The organism is Steroidobacter sp., assembly GCF_036406195.1.
Lineage (GTDB): Bacteria > Pseudomonadota > Gammaproteobacteria > Steroidobacterales > Steroidobacteraceae > Steroidobacter.
Genome location: NZ_DASWVW010000059.1, coordinates 25520 through 38131 on the forward strand (window position 1 = coordinate 25520; position 12612 = coordinate 38131).

At 62.6% G+C, this 12612-nt stretch carries 8 protein-coding genes; 2 read left to right on the forward strand and 6 right to left on the reverse strand.

Features of this window, described 5'->3' with window-relative positions:
• Window positions 1–19: 19 nt before the first annotated feature.
• On the reverse strand, window positions 20–2131 hold the full coding sequence (locus tag VGE08_RS22615) for an alpha-ketoacid dehydrogenase subunit alpha/beta (RefSeq protein ID WP_331070194.1): 2112 nt from the start codon (window positions 2129–2131) through the stop codon (window positions 20–22).
• A 173-nt stretch (window positions 2132–2304) separates the two neighbouring features.
• Between VGE08_RS22615 and VGE08_RS22620 the strand changes: the two genes are divergently transcribed.
• Window positions 2305–2778: an Lrp/AsnC family transcriptional regulator gene (locus VGE08_RS22620; RefSeq protein ID WP_331070195.1), complete on the forward strand. Its 474-nt coding sequence runs from the start codon at window positions 2305–2307 to the stop codon at window positions 2776–2778.
• Between the two features lies 1 nt (window position 2779).
• Complete coding sequence (locus VGE08_RS22625) at window positions 2780–3580, forward strand: DUF72 domain-containing protein (RefSeq protein WP_331070196.1); 801 nt, start codon at window positions 2780–2782, stop codon at window positions 3578–3580.
• 8 nt (window positions 3581–3588) lie between these two features.
• Here the strand turns inward: VGE08_RS22625 and VGE08_RS22630 are convergent, their stop codons facing one another.
• The 5 genes from VGE08_RS22630 to VGE08_RS22650 are packed head-to-tail and all read right to left on the reverse strand — an operon-like array spanning window position 3589 to window position 12612.
• Window positions 3589–4581 carry an FHA domain-containing protein gene (locus tag VGE08_RS22630; protein WP_331070197.1) on the reverse strand — a complete coding sequence of 331 codons (993 nt, stop codon included), beginning with the start codon at window positions 4579–4581 and terminating at the stop codon, window positions 3589–3591.
• A complete protein-coding gene (locus VGE08_RS22635; protein WP_331070198.1) occupies window positions 4571–5413 on the reverse strand; it encodes a PP2C family protein-serine/threonine phosphatase in 843 nt (280 codons plus the stop codon). Before VGE08_RS22635 ends, VGE08_RS22630 begins: the two co-directional genes overlap by 11 nt.
• A gap of 13 nt (window positions 5414–5426) precedes the next feature.
• Window positions 5427–6737: a multiheme c-type cytochrome gene (locus VGE08_RS22640; RefSeq protein WP_331070199.1), complete on the reverse strand. Its 1311-nt coding sequence runs from the start codon at window positions 6735–6737 to the stop codon at window positions 5427–5429.
• 12 nt (window positions 6738–6749) lie between these two features.
• Complete coding sequence (locus VGE08_RS22645; protein ID WP_414717528.1) at window positions 6750–10520, reverse strand: hypothetical protein; 3771 nt, start codon at window positions 10518–10520, stop codon at window positions 6750–6752.
• Window positions 10521–10545: 25 nt separating this feature from the next.
• Complete coding sequence (locus VGE08_RS22650) at window positions 10546–12612, reverse strand: hypothetical protein (protein ID WP_331070201.1); 2067 nt, start codon at window positions 12610–12612, stop codon at window positions 10546–10548.

Consider the following 12612-nt stretch of genomic DNA (forward strand, 5'->3'; position numbering starts at 1 on the left):
GTCGGTCTCTCGAGGTCGATTAGATGCTGGCCACCTGGCGGATAGCGTCAGTAATGCGAGCGACGCTCGGCACCACCGAATCCAGCAACAACGGGCTATGCGGGCTCGGCACGTCCGGCATGGTGACGCGCTCGATGGGCGCGTCGAGATCGAAGAACGCGTCCTTGGCCAGCGTTGCAGCGATTTCGGCGCCGAACCCGGCAGTGAGATTGTCTTCGTGCACGATCAGGCAGCGACGCGTCTTGCGCACCGATGCCAGCACTGCTTCGCGATCCCACGGCATCAAGGTGCGCAGATCGAGCAACTCAACATCGACGCTGGACTCTTCCGCAGCCTGTTCGCAGCGCTCCACCATCGCGCCCCAGCTGATGACGGTCAGCTCGGAGCCGGTACGCAGTTGTTTGGCCTTGCCAAACGGCACCACAAAATCATCACCGGGATACGGTCGACGCGCCCAGGCGCCATCGAGCATGGCGCGATGTTCGAAGAAGATCGTAGGATCATTCGCGCGCAGCGCACTGCGCAGCAGGCCGACCGCGTCTTCTGCGTTCGATGGCATCGCCACTCGCCAACCGATCGCGTGCACGAACTGCACTTCGTTGCTTTGGCTGTGCCACGGATCGCCGCACTTGAAGAAACCACCGGGCATGCGCACGACCATGGGTGCCGCAAAGCGATTCGCTGTGCGCCAGCGCATGGTGCCGCAGTCATTCAATTGCTCGACCGCCGGATCGGCGTACTTACGGAATTGAATCTCGGGCACCGGCATCAAGCCGGCCAGGGCCATGCCGACGGCGCGGCCGATGATGCCCTCCTCCGACAAGCTCGTATCGAACACGCGCGCCGCGCCGAACTTCTCCTGCAGTCCCAACGTCGCTGCGTGCACTCCGCCCTTGCGGCCGACGTCCTCGCCGAACACGACCACGCGCGGATTGATCGCCAGCTCATGTTCCAAGGTACGGCGAATCGCCGTGACCATGTTGATGCGTGGGCCTTCAGAACGCGGCGTCTCACTGCCCTGCGGGAACTTCACTCCGGCATTGAGCAGACCGCCCTGCTGCTGCAGGTCGACACTGCCATCTTCCTTGGTCTCCGAGAACACATGCGTCGTGGAGCGCGTCACGTCGGGAACCGGTCTGGTTTCGACCGCCGCGAGCGCGGCTTGCACGTCGGCGTGCGCTCGTGTTTCAAGGTCCTGCCACGCCTTCTCCGAAATCACAGAGGGTACGAGCTGCGCGCGCAACTTCACCAACGGATCGCGAGCACGCTCGGCGCTGATCTCTTCCGGAGACTTGTAGGTCTGTGTGTCCTGGCCAGAGTGTCCAGACAAACGCGGCACCAGCATGCGCATCAGCACCGGGCCTTCACCGGCGCGCACGGCCGCGACACCCTCGGCGATCAGTGCCGCGGCTTCCACCGGCTTGGCGCTATCGCCTTCAATGATGCGCAGGTTCTTGAAGCCCGAGAGATTGGCGGCGATGTTGCCGCCCGGCGTCTGGAAATCCGACTTCACCGAAATACCGTAGCCGTTGTCTTCGATGAAGAACAGGATCGGCAAGCGTTGCGTAGTCGCGATAGTGAGCGCAGACCAGAACCCATTGGTGGCCGTTGAAGCCTCACCGCCGTGAGCGACCGCGATGCTGCCGTTGGCTTCGGCTTCGCGCAAAACCTGCGACCGATATTGCAGCGACTGCGCCCAACCGATGGCCGGCGTGTACTGCGCACCGACGCCACCACAGGCGGGCAACACACACACGCCGTCCTTTCTTGGCAAGTTGAACACGACGCCGATGTCCCGGCCATCGCTGACGCTGCCCGAGCGCATCATGGTCGACGCCAGCGCATCCTCCAGCGCCAGGCCGACCGACAACAGCAACGGCCGCGAGCGGTAGTACACGCCGACGCCGTCGCGAGCACCGGTCAGCAACTGAGCCAGGAGAACCTGCGTGACATCGTGGCCACGCGCCGTGAACTGATACAGAACCTTGCGGGCCGGCAGCAGCTGGGTCTCTTCCAGCTCGTCCAGGGCTCGCGACACCAGGACGGCATGCACCACGCGCTGCCAGTCGGGTTGTGGAAACTGCCGGGCGCCGCTGCCGGTGCTGAAGAGTGAATGTCGTTCTGCGCTCATGTGCTCGGATCTTGCTGGTCCACGACGTCGTGCCGCGAACGTCAGCCTAACCTCGTACCGAAGGCGGAAATCAACAAAATGCGATAGGATTTCGCGCTGTATTGGTGATAATCTCTACGTTTAGAATCTGTATTAGCCGATTCCGCCAAACCGCAGGATGTGAGCCCAAGCCCATGAACCTGGACCGCTACGACGCCGCGATTCTCGACGAGCTGCAACGCGATGGCCGGCGCTCCATCGTCGAGCTGGCCGAGAAGGTCGGCCTTTCCAGTACGCCCTGTGCCCGCCGGGTGAAGCTCATGGAGCAGGACGGCATCATCCACGGCTACACCGCCGTCATCGATCCCGCGCGCCTGGGCCTGAAGATGCAGGCGTTCGTGCAGGTCAGGCTCAGTCGGCATACGGACGAGAACATCGAGCAGTTCCGCCGCGCCGTCGACGGCATGGAGGAAGTCATCAGCTGCTACGCCATGACCGGAGCCTTCGACCTGCTGGTGCAGGTGCTGGTCACCGATCTGGAGCAGCTGAGCAACGTGGTGCTGAAGAAGCTCATGAGCATTCGCGCGGTGCGCGACGTGCATTCCAGCATCGTGCTCAATACCATCAAGCGTTCATCGCGCGTTCCGGTGCGTCACCTGGTACGTTGATATGAGCAACAGCGCAGGCAGAATCCGCGCCGGCATCGGCGGCTGGACCTACGAGCCCTGGGAAGAAACGTTCTATCCTCCCGAGCTGCCCAAGAAATCGCAGCTCAACTACGCCAGCCGGCAGGTCACGGCCATCGAGATCAACGGCACGTTCTACCGGCTGCAGAAGCCGGCGGTGTTCGAGAAATGGCGGGACGATGCGCCCGAGGACTTCGTGTTCTCCATCAAGGCGCCCAGATATCTCACCTATCGCAAGGTGCTCTCGGAGGCCAATCCTTCCGTGCCGCGCTTCCTGGCCAGCGGTCTGTCATCCCTGCAGCACAAGCTGGGTCCCATCCTGTGGCAGCTGCCGCCGAGCCTGCACTTCGATGCGGCCGACATCGCGGCGTTCCTCGAAGCCCTGCCGCACACGTTGGACGGCCTGCCGTTACGGCATGTGCTCGAAGTGCGGCACAAGAGTTTCATGGATGCGGCCTACGTGGAGCTGGCGAAGAAACATTCGGTCGCCACGGTGTTCGCGCATACGGACGAGTTTCCGAACTTCGCGGACGTCACGGCTGACTTCGTCTACGCTCGTCTGCGCAAAGCCGAGGCATCGGAGCCTACCGGCTATTCCAAGCCAGCCCTGCAGGCCTGGAGCGAGCGTGCCAAGCTCTGGGCCGAAGGTGGCACACCCGGCGATCTACCCTATGTTACGAGCTCGGCGCCGGAGCAGAAGCCGCGCGATGTGTTCATATTCTTCATCAACGGCGCGAAGCAAAGAGCCCCCGCCGCTGCCAGGCACCTGCTGACGCTGATCTGAGCGCGCCGCTACTTCGACAGCAGGAATTTATAGACCACGAACAACACCGCGATGGTGGCGAGGAAGGCGATCGTTGCCACCACCAGGCTGCGGCCCTTGGACTCTTCTTCGCCCGTCCCGATTTCGACGAAACGCTGCGAAGCCGTGATGGCCCGGGAGCTATTGCCGTCGGTGTGGAACACGCATTCCACCGGCCCGAACCGCACGCGATCCCCCGAAGCCAGGTAACTCACATTGGCGCGCTTGCCATTGACGAACGTGCCGTTGGCCGACATCTGGTCGAGCACCTTCCAGCGCTCGCCTTCATTGACGATCTTGGCGTGCAGCGCCGACACGCCGCTGTCGCTGAACTGCACTTCGCGGTCCGCCTGGCTGCCGATGGTCCACTCCGCATTGCCGGAGTCGCCCACGGCCAACCGGATATTCAAACCCGCGCGGCTACCGGACACGACCTGTAGATGCGGCCCCTCCACCGCGCCGGGCATGGGCAGCGGCGCCGGCGCCGCGTTGGCCATTTGTTTCATCTGCGCCGGGTCGATGAACTTGGTCTTGTTGGCGCCCGCATCGCCCAGCGCATCGGGATCTGCCCAGGCACCCGGCCGTTTGAAGACGCCGCTGCTCTCGGCGACGACGGCTGCCGACTCCGGTGCGCGATAGACAGTCTTGAGGTCGTCTCCCGCCGGGGGCGCCGACGGCGCCGCCGGCAGTGCAGGAATGCGGAAGTCGTACTCTTCGACATCGAAACGCAGCCGGTCGCCCGAGGCCAAGCGCGCGCGGCCGGAGATGCGAGAGCCGTTGACGAAGGTTCCGTTGGACGAACCCAGGTCCTCCAACCAATAAGTGCCGTCCGCCAGCAACAGCCTCGCGTGCTTGCGCGAGGTGTGCCCCTCGGTCAGCAATACGTCGCAATCCGCCTGCCGGCCCAACACGGTGTCGGCCTTCAACGGAATCTCGCGGCTGTTGCCGACCTTGACCAGGAAAGCGTTGGACTCAGCGACCATAGAACCACCACCAAAGAACCGCCACACCCGTAGCTGCCGCCACCCCTCCCAAAACCGAGACCATCATAGGTAGCAGGGGCTTGAGTTTCTGCGACATCGCGCTAGAAAAGCTCACCGCGTCGGGGCCGTCATATTCCACCACCACGGCGCTGACATTGTCGCGCCCGCCCTTGGCCAGCGCCGCATCGATCAGGGCCTCGGTCGCGCCTTCGGGCTGCCGCTGCGAGCGCAACACATCGGCGATTTCGCGATCTTCCAATTCGTCATTCAGTCCATCGCTGCACAGGATCAGCCAGTCCCGGCGCTGCAGCGGCAGTCTGGCCACCGACGGCTCCGGCGTACCAATGCCCAGGGTCTTGGTGACCAGGTTGCGATTCGGATGCGTCCGCAACTGTTCCTCGGAAAGATTCTCCTGGGTCCGCAGCACTTCCAGAAAGGAATGATCGCGGGTCAGCGCGCTCAACGAGCCGTCCCGCCACAGATAGGCGCGGCTGTCGCCGACCCAGGCGATCTCGGCCTGACGCTCGGCGATTCGCGTCGCCACCACCGTCGCACCCATGTTGTCGTAGGCGCTGTTGGTCTTGGCCGTTGCCGCCACCGACTCGTGCGCCTTGCGCAGAGCTTCGACCAGGGGCAATGCCAATGCTTCGCCCAGCAATGTTTCTTTCACCACGCGGCTGGCGACATCGCCGCTGGCATGCCCGCCCATACCGTCGGCGACGAACCAGAAATTGCTCGCCTCGTCCCAACCTATGACGTCCTCATTGGTGCCGCCGCGGCGGCCGGGATGAGTGCGACCGGCGAATCGTTTGTAGGCGGTTCTGAAGGGCACGTTGGGAGCTCGTTCAGAAAGACCGCTGCGCGTTGGCCGCGGCGTTGGCGAATTGTTGCGGGCTGAATGTCGTATCGTTCTTGACGGCGTTGTACAGCGAGTCCAGCGCGGCCTTCTTGCTGGCGCGATCGCCGATCGTATAACTCAAGCTTTCCAGTCCAAGCACGATCTGCTCGGCGGCCGCGTAGTCGCCGGCCTTGTCGGTGGCCGCGTAACGCGCCAGCGTCTTGCGCATCTTAATTACATCGGCGTTCGAATATTGTCTACGAGCGAGGCCGTCGAAGGATGCCAGGTGGTTCAGCAACGCCTTGGCTGCCTCGTTCACCGCGGCACGGTCACGTTGCCCGGCGCGAATCAGCATGTTGGTCAGGTTCGCGAGCTCCGCGGTCGCGCTCGGATCGAAGGTATCGGTGAGGGCCTGCAGGACGATGAGATTCTGGGTCTGCAAACGCACGGTTCCCGGCTTGATGCCGGCGCCGGCGCGCGCGGAATTCCAACGGATCTTGTCCATGGGATGGTGGCAGCTGTGGCAGTCGTAGAACGCCAGCTCCGGAAACATGCTGCCGGCATGGAACATGTTTGTTTGCAGCAGCGACAGGTAGCGGCGTGTGGTTTCCAGCTGACCGGTGACCCACAAATTCATGCCGCCGATCTTGCCCTTGCGCTCGGCGTAGTCGGCATCGACGATGAAGTGCGCCGGCTGATTGGTGGTGTAGGCTTCCAGCTCGAAGCTCAATCGCGGATGGCCCGCGCCCATGATGGCGTGCGTGGCAAACTGATCCTTGGTGCCGAGGTGACAACCGAGACAGACCTGAACCCGTTTCAGCGGCTGCTCGGTGGGATACATGCCACGCGCCACATTGTCCTTGTGTGTGGCGCTTTCGGCGGCGTGACTCTCCAGCCACTTCTCCGAGCCGCCGTGACAGCCTTCGCAACCGACACCATCGCTGATCTGAAACTTCGGGCCGCGCTTGTCCGCGGGCACATTGTCAGCATGGCAGTCGAGACAGATCTTGGCCGCGGTTGCATTGGGCAAGCCTAGATTGGCCGCTATGCGCTTGGATTCAGCCAGCTCCAGCGTCCGATATGCCTGCGCGTGCCGGTCCTCCTGCTGCCAGATCCGATACTCGTTCAACGCTACGTCCTTGTCCGTTTGTGGCGCGAGCTTGCCATGGCAGACACTGGTGGAACAGCTGGCCACTCCCATGTGCTTGTAGTCGGCAATACCGGGCTCGATGGCGAGCGCGCGCACGCTCACGCCTAGTAGCGCCGCGACCATCCACAGCGCATTTGTTATATAGAAGGCACTCCGCCTCCACCCCATATGTCTACTCCGCTATTTTTGCGTCATCTGCTGTTGTAGTTGGTCGGTGACATACCAAGGTTGCCCATTGTCATCCAGGAACAGCTTGCGCATCTCCTGCAGGTTGAGCGGCCGCGAGCCGCGCCGGCCGAACACGGCGACCTGATTGCCCGTCTCGTCCACGCCGCGGTCGCGCTCCAGGCCCTTGGACAGGCTCAGCGCGGGCTTGCTGGTTTCATACATTGCGATCAGCTCCGGCTTGGGCTCGGGACTGAAGCCATAGAACTTCGGTTGCGATGCCGGCGACGTGAGCTGCACTACCTTCAGGCCGCCCTTGCCGTCCGCCACATACATGAATAGCGTGGCGTTGGTGGATGCAACAATCACGTCACGCGAATCCACGAGCTTGCCGCCCGCAGTGAAGCGTTGATATTCGAACATTCGCTCCGGCCGTTCGACATCGACGATCACCACACCGTCGCTGCCTGCGGCGACATATGCATACGTTCTAGCCACGAACACGCGCTGGGCGTTCTTCAGGCGAATGGTGTTGTTGGGCACCAGCCGCGGCGCCTTCGGATCGGTCACGTCGATGACCTTCAGGCCCTCGGCATCGGTCACGAACAGATAGCGGAATTGCAGCGCGCTCGAGTGGGCATTCTGCAGCGGCACTTCCGCCACCATGACCGGCTTCAGTGGATCGTCGACGCTGACGATGGCGAGGCCCTTCGCCGTCGTGATGTAGAGATAGTAGCCGCCCACTGTGATGTGGCGTGCGCCGTTGAGCACGCCGCCCGGATTCCAGGTCAGCGCGCGCTTCAGGAAGTTGTTGCGTGGCTCGCCGTCTGCCATCGTGTTCACGTCGACCAGAATCAAGCCTTCCTTGGAATCCGTGATGTACGCGTAGTTATAGAGCGGATGGAACGGCTGCTCCAGGTTCGCGACGCGCATCTTCTCGCCGGTGTTTCGCGGCGGATGGATAGGCTGGTTGGTCGGCAGCGCCATGCAAGTGGCGTCCTTGGTGCCGACCCGCGTGTCATGACCGAGCGGACTGAAGGGCGCCGTGATCAAGCGCTGTGACACGCCTTTGTTGCCCTGGCTCGCCACGTCGTACACACGGAAGCCGCCACGACCCTCGGCTACGTACAGATATTCGCCCCGCAGCTGCAAACAACGCACCTCGCCCGCGCCGTGACTGTAGCCGTCGCGCAGCTCGCGGCCGTTCTTCTCGTGCGCCGCATACCAGTCCGGATAAGCGTAACGATGCAAGTAACTGCCAATCACTGCCTGCGGCTCGTCCCACTCGGTCACCGTGACGGCATTGATCTGCCCCTCTCCGCCGACGTAAGCCTTGAAGCCCACGAAGTTGATGAAGTTGGTTCCCTGCACCAGCAACTGCGCCATGATGGCGTTGTTGTCGTTCTCCTTGGACAAATGACAGTCGGTGCAGGTCTTGGTCTCGGTCTTGCGCTCGGTGTGCGGATAGTGCGGGTTGAACGCCTGCGAGCTGTAGCCGCTGGCCGCGATCGGCGGCTGCTGCACATAGATCTTTTCGCGGTTGGCGTTGGTCGATGACAGCACCAGCGCCGAGCTGGACCGCACCGGCGCAATCTTGCCGCCCGCGGCCGGCTCGCGACGGCCGATCAGGAACATCTCGTCACGCGCCACCTGTGGGTTGTAGGTCGCATAGTTGCGTGTCTCGCCACCTTCGTAGTGATGACGTTCCGTCTTGTGATTCGCCTCGATGGGCAAGTGGCAGCCGCCGCAGCTGGTGGTCCACGAGGTGTGGCACATATAGCATTCGACGTTCTCGTCGGCATGCGCCAGGTTGTTCGACGCCACGCCCTTGCCCCATTCCAGCGATGTGGTGTTCTTGCTCATGAGCTTGGCGCGCGCCGCCTTCGGGTTGTATTCGGCGCTGTTCGGATCGACGGTGCGCTTCACCAGGCTCAGGCGCCACTCGACGCCGGGCTCCATCATCGAGCGTTGGTACAGCGCATCGCCGACCCACTCGAAGCGACGCCGGCCATCCGGAGTGCGCAGCGTGGTCATGTCGACACCGCCGCCCAGGGCCGCGGGTCCCGACGTATAGAGATTCGGTAGCTGCAATGCCGTGCCATGGCAGTCCTTGCAGTCGATTTCGACAGCCGCGGCTACCTCGCCATAGATATAGCCGTTGCCGTGATTGTCCTGCGAGAAGTGACAGTCGACGCATTGCATGCCCACGTCGACGTGAATCGACGACATGTGCACCGCCTTCTTGAACTTCTGCGGATCGTCATCGCTCACGATGCGGTTGTTGGCGTCGAGCAGGTTGCCTTTGCGATCACGTTTGAATATGGCACGGAAATTCCAACCGTGGCCGTGGTAGTCGGCAAACTGCGTGTCCTTGAGTTGCGGATTGAGCTCCGACACTTTCTTCAGGAACTCCACATCGGCCCATTTGCCGCGCGGGGCCGCACCTTCCGGATTGCGATCCAGAACCTTGCGAATCTGCTCACTGTCCGGGTACTGCTGCTTCTCCGGCCACATGAAGGGAGCATCGGACTCGTAATCCCACATCGTGTAGCCGAGAAAGGTGTTCATGAACATGTTGGGCTGGTGCATGTGACAGACCATGCACTGGCTGCTCGGCACCGAGCGCGTAAAGGAATGGGTCAGCGGATGACCGGGCTCGGTCTTGCTGATCGTCGGATCGACCGTGCGCGTCAGGCCCTCGTGGCCGAACCTGGCATAGATGCTGGAGTGGCGCTTGTCGCGGTCGTTGGCATAGACGACGTGGCACGAAGCGCAACCCGAATGGCGAAAGTCTCCGGGCTGGTCGTTGGTGCCGATGAACCACGTGAACGGATCGTTGAGGCGAGTCTTGGTGATATTGATCACCGGCACAGCGATGCGCGCGCCGGTGCCCGGCCCGCGATTGGACTGACGAAAATCCGGCCGGCCAGGTTCCTCGATCCGCTGCAACTGCCCCAGCGCGTTGGGCAGGCCGGTCTCGGGAAACAGGTTGACGATGTTGCGGCCGCCGCGCTCGAACACGCGGAAGATGTCGCCGGGACGGATCGTTTCCCACGACGGCAGCGGATAGAGCTGCGGCAGAATGCCGGCGATCGCGGCCTTGTCGATCAGATGATCCGGAATCTTCGGCCCCTTGAGCAGCACGCCGTTGCCGTTGCGGTCGTACGATTCGCCCACGATGTACTGTTTGAAATCGAGAATGCCGTTGTTGTACGCGGCGCCACCCCACAACATCACGCCGGTGCTGTGCATGCTGCGCACCGATGCCTCGATGACCTCCATGTGACAGGCACCGCAGGACTCGCGCACGATGCGGTAATCCGACGGATTGATGAAGCGAATGAACTCCGGGCTCTCACGATTCAGCAGCGTATAGGTGCGTTCTGGATTGGCGCTCGAGGGATATTTCCACTCCTTCGGATAGCGCGGCAGAACGTGAGCGAGCTCCTGCTGTTTCATATATGCATCGGCGCCGCGCGGGATGCCGCCCCCGAGGCGAATGCTCGCGTCGCCACCGTGACAGTCGGTGCAGCCCAGCTTCACCGCCGGGTTGGTGTGCATGGTGGCCTGGTCCGTTTGCGTGTGACAGGTCAGGCAGCCCTCGCTCTTCTGGCGGACCTGCTCGTCGCTCTGGCTCTCAGGCGCCGGCGGCGCGGTGACGTACTTGCGCTCCTCATGGAACAGACCGGCGTTGGCGACGCCGTTGAATGTGAGCAGCACGAACAGTACCGCGGCCAGTTCCCTGGCCGCGAACCGCGCGATCTCACCGAGCTTGGTCATTGGCATCTTTGGCATGATCTCGACTGGAAACTCAGTAGGCGAAGATCGCGTTGAGCAGGAAGTAGCCCGGGTCCTCGTTCGGGAACAAGGCGTCGAAGCCGTCGCCTGCGATCAACGTCGCGTACGAAGCGCGCACCACGATGTTCTGCGTCATCATCGGCCGGTAGATGAGCGAGGCCGACACGTCATAGCCGATGTGCTTGTCGATCGGGCCCTGGTTGCGCGCCACCTCGAGCACGGTCGTGTCATCGAAGTACAAGCTGTTCGCATTGAGCGAGACGCGCAGCGTGGGCAGCACATCCATGTCGACCCCGAGCCCGGCCATGAGCACGCCCGGATTGGTGAAGTTGGACTGCCCTTGTTCCTTGGACGAGCGCAGATTGTTCAGCACGCCGTTGCGCGTGGCCAGCGCGACACGGCCTCCGCCGATCAGCGGCACTGCCTGGCGAATGAAATAGCTGGTATCCGCGCCGGCGAACTGCGGATTCTCGAACACGGCGTCGAAGCCGTTCGCCTCGTCATCGAACGGATCGTCGTCGCCACTGGCATAGAGCAGCGACACGCGCGGCCGTATCCAATCGAAGTCCATCGACAGCTCGGCCGCCGCGAACAGCGCGCTGATGTCCACCTCCCGGTTGACGAACACGCTCGGCGTCTCGTCGCCGATGGCGTAGTACACCGACGTGGTGAGATTCAACCGGCCGAAGTGACCGTCGCCGTTGTAGCCGATGTAGGTCACGTCGTACTCGCGCAGGTTCTCCAGCCCCAGCGACGACGGCCGCTCGATGAAGCCGTTGGCGTTGAACTTGATGTCGTCCTCGCGATTGCGGTTGTGGAGCACCGTCGCCTGCGACGTGAAGCCGAGCACCGGAAAATCCTGCCGGTACAGATTCATGACGAATACATCGTCCTTGCGCGGCGTCTCGCCAACATCGTTCAGGCCGCTATTGATATCCTTCTCCAGACGGCGGAAGTAGGCGATGTTGTACTGCCACTTGTTGTTGCCGCGCGTACCGAACAGACGCACGCCAAGCTGGTTGTCCTGGAACAGGAAGCCGCGAAAGTCCGAGGAGAACGGCTGGATACCGATGCGGATACTATCGAAGTCGTAGTTGTCCGAAACGTTCCTGATGTGCCGGTCGACGAAGGCGGCCTGCAAACCCACGAACGTATCGTCGCGAGTGACTCCGCGTCTCGGGTCGGCATTCACGCCCTGCACTTCTTCCAGCTCGGTGTAGTTGTACGACACCGCCGGTGTCACACGGAATTCCCAATCGGGTGGCTTGAAGACGGTGTTGCCCTTGTAATAGACGAACTCCGCGCTCACTGTCTGGGCCATGGTCCATTGATCGGAGCTGCCGAACACGTCGATGCCGCCCGGTTGATCCGTGGAGATGGCGCCCACCGGCGTGGGCACTTCACGCAGCTCGTACACAGTGTCCGAGATCAATCCCAGATTGAAAAACCAATCCTCGCCCACCACCGGCTTGTCGGCCTTGAGCACGTTGCGGTTGTACGGGTCCCACCAACGTTCCTGATAGCCCAGGCCATCGACGATGCGCCAACGGTCGGGGATGGGCACCGAATCCACGAAGTCTGCGAGACCGGGACGTGGAATGGGAGAAACCGACGCGGGCGGCGTACGTTCGATGGTCCGCCGGCGCAACGCGCGGCCGGTGTCTTCCACGGGTGGCGCCGTTCTCCTCTGAGGGCTCGGCAGCGGCGGCAGCACTTCCAGTGCCTCTGCAGGCTGCGGCGGTATGCCTTCGCCCTCGCCGCTGATCGGTGCCGGTTGTTGCACACCGCCTTCCTGCGGACACGGCACTTCCGTGTAGCCCGGCCGGCGACGTTTGACGATGCGGCCCACATCGTCCTGATAACAGACTTCCTGAGCGTCGGCCTCGGGCGCCCACGCGGTCGCAGTGACGACGAAGGTGCTGATCAGCAGCAGCGAAGCGGTCAGTGGCTGGCGGTTGGTGGTTGGTGAAGAGAAGCCATTGCTTTCTGCTTGGGCATCAGTCATGCGCAGCATCTGCGATGCGGCGTGCTCGCACATGCCATCCAACCGCAAATCGCCAACCGCCAACCGCTTCCTCAT